Source organism: Streptomyces sp. MMG1121 (assembly GCF_001280015.1).
Lineage (GTDB): Bacteria > Actinomycetota > Actinomycetes > Streptomycetales > Streptomycetaceae > Streptomyces.
Map to the genome: position 1 here is coordinate 1 of NZ_LGDV01000253.1, position 15,931 is coordinate 15,931.

The 15,931-nt window shown below is 69.6% G+C and carries 15 protein-coding genes and 3 pseudogenes; 9 read left to right on the top strand and 9 right to left on the bottom strand.

Annotated features, from left to right (window positions below; genetic code table 11):
• Positions 1 to 326: 326 nt before the first annotated feature.
• A complete protein-coding gene (locus ADK64_RS40515; RefSeq protein WP_053667252.1) occupies positions 327 to 1,055 on the bottom strand; it encodes an alpha/beta fold hydrolase in 729 nt (242 codons plus the stop codon).
• Positions 1,056 to 1,213: 158 nt separating this feature from the next.
• On the opposite strand from ADK64_RS40515, the gene ADK64_RS40520 reads away from it, so the two are divergent.
• Positions 1,214 to 1,627 (top strand): winged helix-turn-helix transcriptional regulator, encoded by a 414-nt coding sequence (locus ADK64_RS40520; RefSeq protein ID WP_053667253.1) that lies wholly within the window; start codon positions 1,214 to 1,216, stop codon positions 1,625 to 1,627.
• Between the two features lie 606 nt (positions 1,628 to 2,233).
• Here the strand turns inward: ADK64_RS40520 and ADK64_RS40525 are convergent.
• Both ADK64_RS40525 and ADK64_RS40530 read right to left on the bottom strand, forming a co-directional pair.
• Positions 2,234 to 2,704: a DIP1984 family protein gene (locus ADK64_RS40525; protein WP_053667268.1), complete on the bottom strand. Its 471-nt coding sequence runs from the start codon at positions 2,702 to 2,704 to the stop codon at positions 2,234 to 2,236.
• 1,032 nt (positions 2,705 to 3,736) lie between these two features.
• Positions 3,737 to 4,261 (bottom strand): DUF3592 domain-containing protein, encoded by a 525-nt coding sequence (locus ADK64_RS40530; RefSeq protein ID WP_053667255.1) that lies wholly within the window; start codon positions 4,259 to 4,261, stop codon positions 3,737 to 3,739.
• A 293-nt stretch (positions 4,262 to 4,554) separates the two neighbouring features.
• On the opposite strand from ADK64_RS40530, the pseudogene ADK64_RS44520 reads away from it, so the two are divergent.
• From ADK64_RS44520 to ADK64_RS49405, 3 genes and pseudogenes are all read left to right on the top strand, one after another.
• Positions 4,555 to 4,734, top strand: a pseudogene (locus ADK64_RS44520) (hypothetical protein); the annotation flags it as partial.
• A 167-nt stretch (positions 4,735 to 4,901) separates the two neighbouring features.
• A complete protein-coding gene (locus ADK64_RS40535; protein ID WP_053667257.1) occupies positions 4,902 to 5,882 on the top strand; it encodes a LysR family transcriptional regulator in 981 nt (326 codons plus the stop codon).
• Between the two features lie 54 nt (positions 5,883 to 5,936).
• Positions 5,937 to 6,362 (top strand): maleylpyruvate isomerase N-terminal domain-containing protein, encoded by a 426-nt coding sequence (locus tag ADK64_RS49405; RefSeq protein ID WP_053667258.1) that lies wholly within the window; start codon positions 5,937 to 5,939, stop codon positions 6,360 to 6,362.
• 60 nt (positions 6,363 to 6,422) lie between these two features.
• Here ADK64_RS49405 and ADK64_RS40545 read toward each other — a convergent pair whose 3' ends face one another.
• The 3 genes and pseudogenes from ADK64_RS40545 to ADK64_RS40555 form a co-directional block, all read right to left on the bottom strand.
• Positions 6,423 to 7,520, bottom strand: coding sequence for a PP2C family protein-serine/threonine phosphatase (locus ADK64_RS40545; protein ID WP_053667260.1), 1,098 nt, complete (start codon positions 7,518 to 7,520; stop codon positions 6,423 to 6,425).
• A 353-nt stretch (positions 7,521 to 7,873) separates the two neighbouring features.
• Positions 7,874 to 8,095 (bottom strand): ferredoxin, encoded by a 222-nt coding sequence (locus ADK64_RS40550; RefSeq protein ID WP_053667262.1) that lies wholly within the window; start codon positions 8,093 to 8,095, stop codon positions 7,874 to 7,876.
• A pseudogene (locus tag ADK64_RS40555) lies at positions 8,092 to 9,293 on the bottom strand (cytochrome P450). Before ADK64_RS40555 ends, ADK64_RS40550 begins: the two are co-directional and overlap by 4 nt.
• 153 nt (positions 9,294 to 9,446) lie before the next feature.
• Here ADK64_RS40555 and ADK64_RS48820 point away from each other — a divergent pair.
• Positions 9,447 to 10,241, top strand: coding sequence for an MBL fold metallo-hydrolase (locus ADK64_RS48820; protein ID WP_324614506.1), 795 nt, complete (start codon positions 9,447 to 9,449; stop codon positions 10,239 to 10,241).
• Here ADK64_RS48820 and ADK64_RS40560 read toward each other — a convergent pair.
• On the bottom strand, positions 10,190 to 10,465 hold the full coding sequence (locus ADK64_RS40560; protein ID WP_324614505.1) for an SHOCT domain-containing protein: 276 nt from the start codon (positions 10,463 to 10,465) through the stop codon (positions 10,190 to 10,192). The genes ADK64_RS48820 and ADK64_RS40560 overlap by 52 nt on opposite strands.
• A gap of 138 nt (positions 10,466 to 10,603) precedes the next feature.
• On the opposite strand from ADK64_RS40560, the pseudogene ADK64_RS45690 reads away from it, so the two are divergent.
• Positions 10,604 to 10,723: pseudogene (locus ADK64_RS45690) on the top strand (transcriptional regulator); the annotation flags it as partial.
• Positions 10,724 to 10,853: 130 nt separating this feature from the next.
• On the opposite strand, the gene ADK64_RS48265 reads toward ADK64_RS45690, so the two are convergent.
• Both ADK64_RS48265 and ADK64_RS40565 read right to left on the bottom strand, forming a co-directional pair.
• A complete protein-coding gene (locus ADK64_RS48265) occupies positions 10,854 to 11,021 on the bottom strand; it encodes a flavoprotein (RefSeq protein WP_234384922.1) in 168 nt (55 codons plus the stop codon).
• Positions 11,022 to 11,199: 178 nt separating this feature from the next.
• Positions 11,200 to 11,880 carry a LuxR family transcriptional regulator gene (locus ADK64_RS40565; protein ID WP_078993147.1) on the bottom strand — a complete coding sequence of 227 codons (681 nt, stop codon included), beginning with the start codon at positions 11,878 to 11,880 and terminating at the stop codon, positions 11,200 to 11,202.
• A gap of 244 nt (positions 11,881 to 12,124) precedes the next feature.
• On the opposite strand from ADK64_RS40565, the gene ADK64_RS40570 reads away from it, so the two are divergent.
• The 3 genes from ADK64_RS40570 (at position 12,125) to ADK64_RS40575 (ending at position 15,520) form a co-directional block, all read left to right on the top strand.
• On the top strand, positions 12,125 to 13,168 hold the full coding sequence (locus ADK64_RS40570) for a zinc-binding dehydrogenase (protein ID WP_053667264.1): 1,044 nt from the start codon (positions 12,125 to 12,127) through the stop codon (positions 13,166 to 13,168).
• 733 nt (positions 13,169 to 13,901) lie between these two features.
• Positions 13,902 to 14,045 (top strand): hypothetical protein, encoded by a 144-nt coding sequence (locus ADK64_RS46460; RefSeq protein ID WP_159046466.1) that lies wholly within the window; start codon positions 13,902 to 13,904, stop codon positions 14,043 to 14,045.
• 194 nt (positions 14,046 to 14,239) lie between these two features.
• Positions 14,240 to 15,520 carry a serine hydrolase domain-containing protein gene (locus ADK64_RS40575; protein WP_053667266.1) on the top strand — a complete coding sequence of 427 codons (1,281 nt, stop codon included), beginning with the start codon at positions 14,240 to 14,242 and terminating at the stop codon, positions 15,518 to 15,520.
• Positions 15,521 to 15,931 lie beyond the last annotated feature (411 nt).

Genomic DNA, 15,931 nt, shown 5'->3' on the forward strand with positions numbered 1-15,931 from the left:
CAACAGGCAAGCAGGCCCGCCGACAGGCAACGAGTCCCACCACAGACGCCCCACCGACCTGCACAACAGGTCAACGGGGCGTCCACGCGCGCGGAAGCAACACCCGTAATGTCCCAGTGGGTTCACCATGAACGTCATCGTCATGGGAAGCCGCTCCTCGCGGACTACCCCCTCGGGGCGTGTCGGGCCCTGGGCCGCAGGATTCGTAGGCCCGGAAGGCCCGGAAGGTGCGGTTCGACCCCGATGCCCGACAAGTGGGTTGCACCTCGGGTTTCGGTTACGGCGGAGGACCGCACCGCATGGTCGTAGGAGTCGGCCGAGCGTTGTCAGAGCGTGAGCTTGACCAGTAGTTGGCTGAGTTCGGCCGACATGGTGATCATGCAGTCGTGGCCGGTCGGCAGTTCCCACACCTGCGCGGGAGAACCGTTGGGCTGGGTCGGAGGGACGGGTCGCCGGGTGATGCCTTCCGGTTTCGCGCCGACACAGTGGATGTGCGTCCGCGGAATCGCGTTGACGTCCGCGTTGTTCAGCCGGACCGGCTGTTGCAGGCAGCGCACCGGCTGATCCGAGAGCATCGAGCGCAGCCACGCGACGTCCGCCGGCTCGGTCACCCCGAACAGCCCGAAAGGCGCCGGCTGTTCCGGAAGGGGCGGAACGCGCCAGCCCCCGTCGGACTCCGTGGCGAGGTCGATCAGCTTCTGGGTCACGGGCTGCACGTCCACGGCGGTCTCGCCGTCCTCGGGGACCATCGCGTCGAGGTACACCAGGTGTGCGATCCGGTCCGGAACCTCGTTGGCCGCGGACGAGATCACCAGCCCTGCGTAACTGTGCCCCACGAGGACCACTTCGGCGAGGTCCTCCTCGTGGATCAGCCCGACCACGTCGTCGACGTGCGTGTCGAGCCCCACCTCGGGGCCGAGCAGGTGAGCCTTCTCGCCGTAGCCGGTCAGTGACGGCGCGAGCACCCGGTGACCGGCCGACTCCAGCAGCGGGATCACCCGCTCCCAGCAGTCACCGCTGTGCCAGGCACCGTGCACCAGCAGAATCGTGGACATCAGGGGGCAATCTCCCTTTCGGGGCGGGCGGAGGCGCAGGGAACTGGTGGTTACTGTTCGTGCGTCAGTACTCTTTGAGAACCACAGCCATGCTGGTGCACTCAGCGCGCCGTAGGCAATAAGGCACATTTCGGTGCCATGGTTCCCTGGAGGTAACCATGACCACGACGGACCGAGCGTTGGAGTCGGCGCGGCAGGAAGATGCGTGCCGGACCCGCGTGGTGCTCGACATCGTCGCAGACAAGTGGTCGCTGCTGGTCGTGCGCAATCTCAGGCAGGGACCGCGCCGCTTCACCGAACTCAAGCGGGCCATCGACGGAATCAGCCAGCGCATGCTCACCGTCACCCTGCGCAGCCTGGAACGCGACGGAATCCTGACGCGCACCGTCCGCAACGTCATGCCGCCACACGTGACCTACGAACTCACCCCGATGGGCATCACCCTCCGCGAAGCCGCCGCGCCTCTCCTGGAGTGGAGCATCGCCCACCTGACGCACATCGACACCGCCCGCGCCGCATACGACGCCCGCACCGGCGGTCCGTCCAACTCCGCGGTGTCCGGCGGCTCATGAGCGGAGGTGGAGCCGGATCGCCTCGACGGTGCACGCGGCGCTGTGGGACTCGAGCACGTGCTGACAAGGCGTACGCCTCCCGCAAGAGCCGCGGCTGTCCGCACCGCCACGGATGCCACTCTCATCAAGGCGGCGATACCAGAGTGACGATGCCCAGCTGCCGCCATATCCGCCCGCACTGCCGTCTGGCGCCGCCGCGAGGCAGCCAGAGCCACGGACGCAGGGCGGCAACGGTTGCCGTGCCGTGAAAGACGCACGCCAGCAGCGGTCCACGATCGGGGCGGACGCGTGTCCGGCCCGCCCCGATGCGGGCACGCGGCCCCGTCCGCCGCTCACGCGGGGCGGTTACGGGACAGTCCGCAGAACATGGTGTCGCGATGTGGAAAGCCCCGACCCCGCCCTCGCCGCCTCGGATCTGCACGTGGTGATGTGCTGTGCGTTGTGCACCATCACCTGTACGCCGTGCTGAGCTGCACTGTTGATGGGGAGTCGAACCCCGCGTTGCTCTTCACGCGCCAGGCGTGGATCGGAAAACCGCCGATCCTCGGTGTGTGCACGCCTCCGAAACAGCTACCTGCTCCACATCGTCCCAGCCTGCCGGACTGGTCAGTCCAGCAGATCGACCTCCCAGTTCGCACGCTGGATCCGCACATCGACCTCCCGGATCTCCCGCGCCAGCGCATCCGCCTTGCCGCGCAGTTCCGAGACCGGAAGCGCGGAGAGCATCATCAGCTCGGATCGGAGCTGTCGGCCGTATCCGCGATCGCCCGTACCCGCTGCCGCGTCCGCCGCCGCGGTGACCACGGAATGACGCAACCGCAGGACGTCCCGGCGCGCGAGTGCGTCGGTGAGCGTGCCGTCCGGGCCCATCTCCACCGTGGCATTGGTCCGGTTGATCCGCCGGATCAGCGTTTCGAGGGTGTCCAGCACCTCACCGGCCTCGGCCAGCAGCTGAGCAGCGTCCTCGGGGGGTGTCTCTCCCTCCTGGTACCGCGCGCTGCTGACGACGCGCGCTCGCAGCTGCTCCACACGACGTGTGGCCTCCGCGCGTTCTGCCAGTGCCTCAGCAAGCTTCACCGTGTCCACCTCCCGTCCTCCATGAACTCGCCGAGTATAAGAGGGGACACCTGCTGATACGCACCTGGTTTTCGCTTGATCGGAGTCCTGAGCAGGCATGGGAAGTGCGGGTGATCAGCCGCTCGGAGCGCCACGTGCAAGCGGTCCATCGGTGGTTCGGTCGCTCGGTGGTGCGGTCGTGCTGGTGCGGGACAACCGCAACACTCACCTCGCGGCCGGCATGCGTCGCCACATCGACGCTGCATTCAGACAAGGGGCTCCACACATGTGCCCCGATCGGCGAGACGGTCGATCCGCCGCGAGCCCAGCCCCTCAGGGATGACGTAGTCCCGGTGCCGAGGAACACCAGGCCGGTCCGCCGCTCCCGTTCGGCGATCGTGTCGGTCATGGTTTGCCGCGTGAGAGCTGCCGCGAGATGACGTGCTCCAAGACGCTGGTGCGTACGGACCCCGTCGCGCACAGGGAGGGGTTGCGCAGCCATGCCGTCCTGCCTGCTGTCAAGACGTATCACACGGCGTCCGTCACCAAGGACGACCCGGACCCGGCCGGGACGACGGAGCAGGAGTGGAACCGGGCACTGGTCGAGTACGTACGCCTTCCAGTCTTCAGGACGTGCGCCGCCTGGCGGATTCGGCGTTGTCCGAAGATGCGATCACGGCCGTGTGGCGCGCCGCCGCGCGCCGCCGGTGGGCAGCTGAGGCGTTCGACATGGACGGGCGGGCCCGGCTACGGGCGATCGCCGAGGTGTGCACGGCGTGGTTGGCTGGTGTCGCACCCGACTACGTACCTGACCTTCCCACGTTCCGGAGCGACCTGACGGAACAGTTCTGCGTGAGGTGCGCGAAATCGTTTCGACGCTGGACCGGGCCGTGGCGCATCACTGCCGGCTCGCAGCGCCCCAGGCAATCGCCTCGGTACTCGAGGAAACGGTGATGTCCGTCGCGGAGCAGTCGTGTGTGTCCAACGCAGCGACTGGACTTGAACAGGGTCAAGTGAGCCCACAGGGTCGGCTCAGGCGGGGCTTTCCCGGCCTCAGACGCGTGTCCCTTCACGCCTTCGGGCCGGCCACGAGGCCACCGTTGCACTGAGCCCCCCGCCGAGCAGAACCAGCCCGATGGTCAGCTCCATCCAGTGGTGGGTCGCCAGATCGAGGACGCCTTGGTCCAAAGCTCCTTCCGCCTCCATCTGGTCCGGCTGGGCCGGGTCGTAGACCACGGTGGTCGTCACCCGGCCCTCGGCGTCCCGGTGGCCGTGGGGGACGTAGAGGGAGCCGTCGATCGGCTCTTCCTCCCCGCCGGTGGACTCGCCGGTGGCGTCGGTGAAGTCGAACCACACCGAGGACGTGACACAGGTGGTGCCGCGTCCTCCAGAGGAGCAGGAGGTGGACAGCGTGGCGTGCGCCGGGGCATGGCGCCCGTGAGCGCGCAGGGCCGACAGCTCGTCCCGGCCCTCCTGGAGTCGGCGCACCTGGATCGTCAGTACCAGAACGCCGACCAGCGCCACCGCGACGGCGGCGGCCGTCGGCCACCAGCGGCGCAGCAGACTCTCGCTGCCCATCGGAACTCCTTCTTGGCTCGGTTGCTCGGGCCAGCACCGTATGCGACAGGTCCACACAGTCAGCCGGTCGGGGTACGCCGTACGGTGGGCTCGTCCTCGTCCATGCCGAAGGCGGTCTTCCGTCCTGCGGCGCTGCCTCGGCGCGGCGAGGTCCGGCAGCATGGCATCGAGAGTGCGGCCGAGATGCAGCCGACGATCCACGGTTCCCTTCCCGGCCTCCGATCGGCAGCGCCGGTTGTGGCCGACACCAGTGGGGCTTTTCCCGGGTCCTGTCGTAATCGGCCCGCCGAAATCCGCACACGGTGCCGATGCTCAGCCTCGACAACGTGTTCTCCGCCGAGGAGTTCACCGCCCGGACGGTGTCCCTGGCCCGTCGCATCGGCCGTGAGGTCACGCGCTTCAGCAGGGGGCCGCAGCTGGACGGGCTCGTGATCGCCGCCCGCTACAGCAGCGGCCGCCTCACCCGGCTGATCCAGCCGGTGTACGCTCCCCACGCCCGACGCCCCTCGCCCTGCACTCGCACAACCGATCCGCGATCGGAAGCATCAAGGGGGATCGGAACGAGCACCGTACTCGTGGACCGGACACCCGTAGGGGACCGCTTGACCACAACCATTGGTTGTGGTCATAGAGTGCCGGCATGGACCTCGACACCGTCCGGACCTTCGTCGCCGTCGCCGACGCGGGGCAGTTCCAGGAGGCCGCCGCCGAGCTGGCGGTCACCCAGCAGGCCGTCTCCAAGCGCATCGCCGCGCTGGAGCGCGACCTCGGCGTGCTGCTGTTCACCCGCACCGCGCGCGGCGCCCGGCTCACCATCGACGGGCAGGCGTTCCTTCCCCACGCGCGCGAGCTGCTGCGCGTCGCCGAGCGTGCCACCGCCTCCGTGCGCACCGGCCGCCGTCCGCTGCGCGTCGACGTGATCGCCTCGCGCGTCGCGCCATCGGGTCTGATGCGCGGCTTCCACCACGCGCACCCCGAGATCGACCTCGACGTGGTGATGCTGTTCGACGTCGAGACGGCCGTCGCCGCCATCCGGTCCGGTGCGATCGACGCCTCCTTCCGTGCCGTGGCCATGCCCGGCCGGCCCCTCCCCGAGGACATCGAGTCCGTCCGGGTTCTCGACGAGCCGCACCAGCTGCTCACCGGCCCCGGTCACGCGCTGGCCCGCGCCCGGTCGGTGACCGTCGCCCAGCTCGCCGGCCACCGGATCTGGATGCCTGGCATCGTTCCCGGAACCGAGTGGGCCGCCTACTACGACGCCCTCGTCGCCGAGTTCGGCCTCACCATCGAGGCGACCGGCCCCAACTTCGGCTCCGACGTGCTCCTCGACACCGTCGCCGACACCCCGGCCCTGGCCACCTTCACGACTGAGCAGACCCGCCTCGTCTGGCCCGCCGGCTACGGCCTGCGCCGCATCCCGGTGACCGACCCGACCCCCGTCTACCCGCACTCGCTCCTGTGGCACAGAGACAACCCGCACCCAGCGCTGGCCACCCTCCGTGCCCACCTCGCCGCCACGGTGGCCGGCCACGACGACGCCGGGACCTGGGTGCCGCACTGGGTGATTCCGCACGACGCGGGGCCGCAGGAGACAGCGGCCAGGCGATCCTCCTCGCCGTAGCGCCGTAGTCGGCACGGGTGAAGCCGTCCCTTCAGGTCCCGCTGGGCGACTGGGATGGGCACGACCGCCGGTGGGCCCGCGCCGGTCGGCTCCTCGCGGCAGATCCCGCCGACAGCGGCAGATCCGGCCGGCAGCGCTGATCTCCTCGGCACTCACTCATCGCTCGTGCAGCGGGGTCGGGATCTGCTCCTCGAACTCGGTCAGTTCCCTGCCCGGTGCGGCGCGTGCGAGTCGACGGAGCAACTGCCGAGCACGCTGCGGGAGTCCGGCCTGGATCGGGGCTGCTGGCCGTGGTGGGATCCGTCGGAGTCGCCGCGGACCTGCGGTGCCGTCGCCCGGCACCAGGTCCAGGAGGTCACGGTGCACACCTACGACGCCGAGATCACTCAGGGCGCCGTGCAGCCGCTGTCTGCCGGGCATGGCGGCACTCGGCGGTGTCGACGGGTTCCGCCCGCATGCGCGGCAGGGGAGCGGACGTGACCGAGGAGACTGCTGGCCCTCGCTCCGAAGGTGCGAACGCGAGTTCGCGCTAGCTGTGTGTCACTCAATGGGCTCCCGCAGGCGCACGGCGAGGGCGGCGATGTCGTCGTCGAGGCGTCCTTGGCTGTAGTGGAGGAGATCGCGGTGAAGGGCTGTGAGCAGTTCTCGGGGCGCCGCCGGAGGCTGTCGGCGCATCCAGGACGCCAGCGGGAAGAACACACCGTCGTGGGCGCGAGCCTCGGCGACCCCGTCGGTATAGAGAAGCAGAAGGTCGCCGGGGGCGAAGCCGTAGCTGTCGATGCTGTAGTGATCGCCGATCAGCTCCGCGAGGTTCAGCGGCGGCGAGGGGGCGGTGGGTTCGAGGACACGGAGTTCCCCGCGGTTCAGGAGCAGCGGCGGAGGGTGTCCGCAGTTGAGGATCGCGATGCGCCTGCCCCCGTGCGGGATCTCGACGAGGAGGGCGGTGGCGAAGCGCTCCATCGGCCCCTCGGGAGGGAAGGCGGCGTTGTAGCGGGTGCTGGTGGCGTCCAGTCGGCGCGCGATGCTCACCATGTCGGCCTCGCCGTAAGCCGCCTCGCGGAAGGAATTGACGATCGCCGCGGCCGCCCCCACCGCCGGCAGGCCCTTGCCCCGCACGTCACCGATGAGCAGCCTGACCCCGTACCGCGTGTCGACCACCTCGTAGAAGTCCCCGCCGATACGCGCTTCTGCCGCGGCCGCGAGATACAGCGACTCGATTTCGACGCCCCCGAGATGGCGCGGCATCGGACTCAGCACCACCTGCTGTGCCGCGTCTGCGACGAGCCGTACCTGAAAGAGGGTCCGCTCCCGCTGGAGCCGGACATGACTTCCGTACGCGGCCGCCACGGTGACCGCGATGATCCCCGAAGCCGTCCACCACGTCCCCAGGCCGGGGAACACGATGCTGAGGCCGATCATCAGAAGAAGGCAGACCGTGCCCAGGAGGACGGTGGGAAGCACTGGCCACATTGCGGCGGCGAGGGCCGGCGCCGCAGGCAGGAGGCGGCTGAAGGCCATGTTCGGGGGAGTGGCGTAGGCCAGGCTGGCGATGACGACGGTCAGGATCACCGGCGACAGCAGCACAAGCGGCCCCCGGCCGTGGCGACGACGGAGCCGCAGCCTTCCAGACTCGATCACACTGCACAGAATATCTACGTAAAGTGGACATAGCGCTCTGGCCGGTCGGAGTCGGCCGCCTGCACCGGACCGGCTCGCCGGCGTTGCTGGTGCCGTGCAGGCTCCTCGGGGGGCGCCGCAGGCCTCCGTGCTGATCTTGCCGGAACCGCGCTGAGCAGGGAGAAGCGGCTCGGGGGAAGCGCTTGCCCCATGCGCCCTCCGGTCGCCGCTCTCGGCCCCGCGTCCGGCTCGTGAGTGCGGTCGGTGACTCGGTTCTATGCCTGTCCTGCGGATGCGCGACGCGTGCCGTACGCGCGAGAGCCCCCCGCCGACGCGCAGCGTGGGGCTCTCGTGCGGGTGTGGTCGCCCCGGCGTCAGGGGCCGGTGGATTCCGGCTCGTGGAGGGTGATCGCCCCGGAGGGGCAGACACCGGCGGCCATCTGCGCGGCTGCTCGATGGGCGGTGAGCGGCTCGGTGTGCAGCAGGAGCACGCGGCCGTCGTCGGGATCCTGGTCGAAGACCTCGGGCGCGGTCAGGGCGCACATCCCGGCGCCGATGCAGCGCTCACGGTCGACGTGCACGCGCGGCGTCCTCATGACCCCTCCTGGTCCCAGGTGACCGGGAGGCTCTTCACCCCGTAGATGTCCGCGGTCTCCGGACGCAAGCCGACCTCTTCGGCCGGTACGGCCAGGCGCAGCGTGGGGAACCGGTTGACCAGCGCGCGGAACGCCACCCGCATCTCGACGCGGGCCAGCTGCTGGCCCAGGCACTGATGGATGCCGTGACTGAACGCCAGGTGCCCGCCCGCGTCCTGCCTCCGGAGGTCGAGTACGTGGGGGTCGGCGAAGCGCTCGGGGTCGCGGTTGGCGGTGTTGTACGACAGGACGACCGTGGTGCCGGCCTTGATGGTCTGGCCGCCCAGCTCGACGTCCTCGAGCGCCGTCCTCATGAACGTCTTGGCGACGCTCAGATAACGCAGCAGCTCCTCCACGGCCCCGTCGACGAGTGCGGGGTCGGCCCGCAGCGCGGCCAGCTGCACCGGGTTCCGCAGCAGGGCGAAGGCGCCGAGGGACAGCATGTTCGCGGTGGTGTCGAATCCGGCGGCCAGCAGATCAGGCTGATCCCCCTCAGCTCCTCATCGGTCAGATCGCTGTCGGTGAGTTCGCTGAGCACGTCGTCGGTGGGGTTGGCGCGCTTGGCGACCACCAGCTCTGCGAGGTACTCCTGGGTCGCGGTGTAGGCCGCCGTCAACTCCTCTTCGCTTGTCTCGCCTCCCATGAACGCGTCGATCTGCTCCTGGAAGGAGCCCCGGTCCTGGTACGGCACCCCCAGCAGCTCGCAGATGATGATGGTGGGAATGGGCTTGGCGAACGCGGTCACCAGGTCGGTCGGGGGGCCGGCCTTCTCCATGGCGTCCAGGCAGTCGGCGGTGATCTGCTCGATGCGCTCGGTGAGGAGGCGCATCCGCCGTACCGTGAACTTGCCCACCAGCGGCTTGCGGTAGCGACCGTGCTGCGGCTCGTCCATGAGGAGGAACTCGCCTGGCGGCGGCGGAGGGACCTCGAAGTCGCCCACGTTCAGGAGTTCCCTTCGCGAGCTGAATCGCGAGTCGGCCAGGACCGACCTGACCAGGTCGTATCCGGTGATCAGCCAGCCAGGCTTGCCGCCCGGGTGGGTGTAGCGGCTGATGGGGCCGTGCCGACGGGCGTCGAGGAGCTCTGCGGGCGGGTCGAAGGGGCAGCCGGGCTGACGCGCCGCCGGCAGTGTGGTGACGGTGTGGAGGGGCTCGCTCATGGCTATTCCTCATCTCGCGATACTACGTGTTTCACGTTGTTCGAAAGCTACGTTGCATTCATAGGTGCGTCAATCGGTTGGTTGATGTATTCCCAGGTAGATGACGGTAATTTGATGCAATGACGCTGGGGTTGAATGCAACGCGACGTTGCAATGGATGACGGCGAAGGCAATGCCGGTGAGCGCGCGTCGGCGGCGAATGCCCTTCTCCCTGGAGCAACCGGTCGCGCCGTACACGGTCGACCTGACCCTGGACGACGGGCGGATTCTCCGCCTCGGGGATGCCGACTGGCCGGTCGTCCGCACCCCGGTCACACGCCGGGGCATCTGGCGTTGGGGCAGCCGGAGGAGCGGCTGCTCGTGGTCGGGGACGCGTTGTCGGACTACGACGTCGGCTGGGTGGACCCTTTGGAGAGCCGCCCATGGCGCCTCAGCCGGGCGATATTCCGCTCACCAGGCGCTACACCGCTCGATCACCGAACGACGCGGCATCACCGCGAACACGGGCATCTCGCGGGGTGGGGCATCAGGCTTGGCCCAAGTCCTGGTCGGCCCACGGTCGCGGGAACGTGCCGAGGTCCCGGGCTCCAGCAGGACGGAGGCGTCGTCGCGGTCGCTGACGTTCTCCGGGCTGGCGCAGACAGCACGGTTACTTCCCAGCGGCCCTCGATCCGCGCTGCCGCCAGTAGGTGGGAGGCGGTCGGATACGACGGGAAGCCGTGCGGGAGCAGACGCCGGCCAGGCACAGCCGGCCCGCACCCAGTGCGCGAGCGCGTCGATGGTCTTTCGGCGCGGGTGCTTGACCGGTCTGCCACCTGGCTTCGGCGGCGGTACGAACGGAGCCGGCGTCGCCCGCTGCGCATCAGTCGGATGCGTTCACTATCGGTCGGATGCGTTCACTTCGGCCCCGGCCGATGGACGGCAAGATGCTTGTGCGCGTCGTGGTAGGCGTCCGCGTCGATCTCACCCGAGGCGAAGCGACGGTCGAGGATCTCCTCCGGCGTCTCCCTCGGTGTCTCTCCGGACATCCATCTGCGGTCCGTGCCGTCGTTCCGGCCGGACGGGCGACGGGTCAGGTGGACCACGGCCCACACCACCAGCCCGATCAGCACGATCCACAGCAGTGGCATGAATGCCATCCAGACCCAGCCGCCGTGCCGGTACATCACCACAGCTCACCACCTCAGGAGGCTTGTCCGCCCATTTTCCGTCCGGGTCGATCCCCGTGCCATGGTTCCTCGGCCGGGACGAGGGGCCACGGGGTACCGATGTGCCGGGGATCCGCGCACACCGTGCGGAAGGCGGCCGGCGTCATGGTTCTCCGGGCCGGCCCCATGCAGCCGACGGGCACCTCGCGCACGCGGCTGTCGAACCACCTGGCGTGCCCGGGTGACTGCGGCCTGGTTGTCACCGTCCTCGACGCCCGCCGTCCCGGCTGCGCACGCCTCTACGGATGCACACCTGCTCGGCCGTCGACACATAGGCGGGCTGACGACCGTGAACCGTGGAGAGGTTCATGTCGCTCCGTATTCCCCGGCATGCGCGACAGCGCCAGCATGTTCACCGACGGACGGTCGACTGCGGAGTTCCGCGGACGACCATGACCGGGCGGCGCTGCTCCTTGTGGGTGACGTCGGCCGCCCGGGCGATCGGATCGCTGCCGTAACCGGATCGAACCGCGGCCAGTGTCTTCGCGCTGCACGGCGCGATCACCATGCCGTCGGTCACGTGCCGTCCAGTCGGATTCCGGCTCGCGCCGGACACATGGCGTTCCTCCGGCGGGCAGCAGGTGAGCAGTGGTCGGTCGGGTCGGGGTCGTCGTCGGTCGGGTCGTTACGGCAGGTGATGTGTGCTCACTCGTACACGCCACACCGCGTCCCAGGCGTCTCATTGCGTCTTCGTCACGTCACAGGTGGGGCTCGGGCGGCCAGGCGGTGGGGGACAGGAGGCGCAGGACGTAGGCCCTGGCGACGAGAGCGGTGCGGTTGGGGGCGTGGAGTCGGCGGCACAGGCGGGTGAGGTGGTAGTTGACGCCGTCGTCCCCGAGGCCGAGGGTGCGGGCGACCATCGCCGTGGTGCGGCCTGCGGCGACGAGTGCCAGGATGTGGGACTCCTGTGCGGTGAGGCGGGGCGCTTCCGCCCCGGGGTCGCGCATGGCAGGGGGCTCGTCGACGAGCAGGGTGGTCAGCAGGGGCGGTGAAGCGCCGCCGGGGTCGCTCACCGGCTCGACGGTGAGCTGCCCTGTGTGAGGCTCCCCGCCCACCGTCCACCGCACGTGCACGGGATAGCGGGAGCGGCTTCCCTTGGTCAACGCCGTCTCGACCCTGGACAGTTGTCCTTCATCGGTGGGGGTGAGCAGATCCAGGAGACGACGCCCCGCCAGTCGCCCCGGGGCCAGGCCCCACAGCGCAGCGAAAGCCGGATTCGCGACGGTGATCTCGCCTTCGGTGGTGCTGATCGCGGTCGGGGTCGGGATGCGGTCGAGCAGACTCAGGAATCGGGTACGCCAGACGGTGGGGTCCGACTCCGGGTCCCTCGGGGGTGATGGGGACGGCCCGGGAGCGGGGGCGGGATGCCGCACGGCCATAGCAGCTCCCTTCGCCTTCGTGGAGTGTGTGACGTGTGTGTGCCGCGGAGTGCCACGACGAGTAGGCCGTTAGCACGATCGCGCCGTTGGCACGTGGAGCGGCACCGGGCTCGCCCTACAAGATTTTGTGACATCGGCGTGGCGTCGGCCAACGGGCAAGGTGAATCGTGGAGGTCACAGCGGCTGACGCCTCCCCTGCGGGCAAGGCCGACGGAATGTGCACTCAGTCAGGAAGAGATCACCTATGCCCACCATGCGCGCCGCCCGCTTCGATGCCGCCACCCGCGACCTGGCCGTACATGACGTGCCCGTCCCGCAGCCAGGTCCCGGTGAGGCGCTGGTCAGGGTCGCGGCCTGCGGCATCTGCCACTCCGACCTGTCACTTCTGCGCGGAGTGGTGCCGTCGAGCCTGCCTGTCATCACCCCGGGACACGAGGCGGCGGGCAGCATCGCCGCTCTCGGGTCGCCGGACTCCGGCTGGCAGGTCGGCGACCGCGTGGTGCTCGCCTCCGGCCGTGCCTGCGGCCGATGCGCGACGTGCCGAGCCGGCGGGGCCTGGGACGACTGCCGGGATCAGCAGGTGATGGCCTTCGACTACGACGGCGCGTGGGCCGAGTACGTGGTCGTGCCGACCGTGGCCCTCACCCGGCTGCCCGAGGGCATCCCCATGGAACGGGCTGCCATCCTCGCCGACGCCGTGGCGACGCCGTACGCGGCGGTGGTCGAGACCGCACGCCTGCGCCCGGCCATGGCCGTGGGGGTGTGGGGCCTGGGCGGCGTCGGAGTCCACCTGGTGCAAGCCGCGCGACTCGTCGGGGCGGCCCCGATCGTCGCTCTTGACCCTTTGGAGGCTGCACGGCAGCGGGCCCGGGACCTGGGAGCCGATCACGTACTGGATCCCGCGGACGGTGACGTCGTCGCGAAGATCGGGGAGTTCACCCAGGGGAACGGTCTGGACGTGGCCTTCGACGTCGTCGCCCGCGGGAGCACGATGGCCCAGGCCAGTGCCGCGCTGGGGTACCGGGGGCAGCTCGTCCTGGTGGGCATCTCCGCGGACACCGTGGAGCTGGGCCCGGAGACGGACTACGCCTTGAAGCGCCGCACGGTCACCGGTCATTTCGGATACCGCAAGCGTCACATCGAGGAGCTGGTGACCTTGGTCGCCCGGGGGCGGCTGGACCTGAGCCGGTCGGTGAGCGCGGTGCTGCCCTTGGAGGACATCGGTGAGGGCGTGCGCCGCCTGGCCGAGAAAGAAGGCAATCCCGTTCGTATCGTCATCCGCCCGTAGCCGCCCCGATCCCTGATCCCCACTGAGCGCGCCGACGCGCGCTCGGCGGTCCGGCGGTCCGGTGGCCCAGCTGTCCGGTGGTCCGGTGGTCCGGCGGCAGCGACGCGCGGCACCGGCGGTGGACAACCCACCTCACCAGGGCATTCCCACGAAGCGGTTGAGCAGGATGCGTTGCGTGGCGATGCTGTGGTCTCCGCCCATCCGTGCCTGGCCACTCCGGCAGGGATGGGGACGGCGGCTGCACCGCCTGCCCCAGAACGGGCCCGCGACCGGTGAGCGGCCTTCGGGGCGGTCCGCCAGTGGGCGTGCTGTGCGGCCAGGCACAGCGCCTTCGCTGCCTCGAGGTGTTCGATCTCCGTCCTCAGCCCTCCGCACCGAGTCCGCAGGGTTTCCTCCCACCCGTGCAGCAGCGTCAGCCGCACACCACGGCGGACATTGTCCCGGCCGCATGCGTCCCGGAGTTGAGTGCCGTAGCGCTGCGGTCCCAGCGGCAGGCTCATCCCGGACATGACTTCGGTAGAGCACAGGCAAGTCGGCAGAGCGCGAAGCCTCTCTCGTCCCACGAGGTCCCACGGGCTGTGACACCACTCTGCCTGTCCTCGCGCGAGGGTTACGAGGACGGAGGGACGCCACCACCGAGCGGCTGAATCCACGCGCCGGTCGGCGTGGCTGGGCGGGTGGGGTTGCCGGCTCGGAGCAGGGTGGTCGGAACTGGCGTCGTCGAGGAGGAATCGTGAAGCGTCGTGTCGTCGCGGTCGTGGCCGTTGTCGTCGCCGGGCTGATGCTGTTCGCGGTACCGGCCGCGGCTCGGGACGGCAAGGGCCATGTCGAGAACAACGACTGGAACGTCCCGCTCACCAACATCGGCCTGCTGTAGAGCCGTGTCCGGCCTCGCCTTGGCGGGTCCGGGCCGTGGCGTCGGCCGCCACGGCCTCCAACTCGGCCGCACGGGCGGCTGGTTGGGCCACTAGGCGAATCACAGGCGTGATCATCCGTGCGGAGGATGTAAGGACCGTACCTGACTCATGAGGATGTTCAGGTCAGGTTCGGTCGTCACGGAAGGGGCATCCCTTGCGCATCCCCCGGTTATTCGGAACAGCCCTGAGCACCGCGCTGCTGCTGATCGCCGCGGCACCGGCCGCCTCCGGCGACACGAGACCCGCCGCCATGCCGACCGCGCTGGACGGGGCGGGACTCGGCCGGTCGCTCGCCGCCGTGCACGACGCGGGCATGTACGGCATCTACTCCTCCGTACGCGATGGCTCCGACCGTTGGACCGGCGCGTCCGGGATCGCCGACGTGGACACCGGGCGCCCGGTGCGGCCGGACATGCGGCACCGGGTCGGCAGTATCAGCAAGACCTTCACCGCCGTAGCTGTGCTCCAGCAGGTCGAGCGCGGCCGGATCCGCCTCGACGCACCCATCGGCGACTACCTTCCGGCCCTGGTCCCGGGTGAGCGCGGACGCGAGATCACCGTCCGCATGCTCCTGAACCACACCAGCGGCATCGGCGACTACGTCCTCGGTGCCTTCCCCTCGCTCATGCAGGGATCGACCGCCAGCCTGGACGAGGACCGCTTCCGCTCCATAGCGCCCGAGGAACTGGTCCGGCTCGGCCTGGCTGCACCCGCGACCGGACGGCCCGGTGAGACGTGGTCCTACTCCAACACCAACTACGTCATCGTGGGGCTGCTGCTCGCCAAGGTCACCGGACAGGACCCGGAGGCGTACATCACCCGCCACGTCATCGAGCGCGCCGGCCTGCGGCACACCTCCTACCCGCGCACCCCGTACATCCAGGGCCCGCACGCCCGCATGTACGAGAGCTTCTACGGCGTGATCGATCCGCCGCGCGACTACAGCGTCTACGACATGTCCTGGGCCTACACGGCCGGCGCGGTCGTCTCCACCACCAGCGACCTCAACCGCTTCTACCGCGGCTTGCTGGCCGGAAAGCTCGTCGGACCGGCCGCCCTCAAGCAGATGCTGACCACGGTCCCCGCGAACGGCATGGACTACGGACTCGGGATCTACGCCCTCGACGTGCCCGGCTGCGGCCGCTTCTGGGGCCACGACGGCGCGGTCTTCGGCGCCGGTACCATCGCCCTCTCCAGTCCCGACGGCAGACGGCAGGTCGCCGCGGGTTGGAACCTCATGAAGTACGAGCGCCTCAACTCCGACGGCACCAGCTTCGAACCGAGCCCGATCGACGACGCCCTCAATCACTACGTCGTCACGGCCCTGTGTCCCTCGGCGACACCGGCCTCGACCCGCACGGCGATCACATCGCTCCGGCGGGCGCTGACCGGAACAGATCTCTCGCCGACCACCTGGGCCGCAGTGCTGCGCTGATGGGAGCGTGGGGGGCATGGTTCGGCTCCCCGCGCCGGCCGCCCCGGCCCGGCCGTCCGGGCCGGGGCCGCTGTGGCACCTAGTTCGCACCAAGGCGCGCAAGCGGCACCGACAGCCTCGGGTCGCCGTCCTCGCCCTCGTCCTGGACCGCGATCCCTTCGGCACTCCTGTCGACCGGATGGTCCGGGTTCGGGGTGTGTTCGGCGGGGTCTGTTCGGGTGTGGTGTGCGGGCGGGGTGGGGGCCGTTTCGGCCGCTGGAAGGGGGTCTGGGGGGTGACGCCACCCATAGGAGGCAGATCACATCCTATCCGGCATAGGAGAACCACAACGCCCCGAACAGCATGTAAAACCGTCATACAGGCCCATATCGGGCATTTCTCCGATGTGGGGTAGTACGTCACATCATTGCG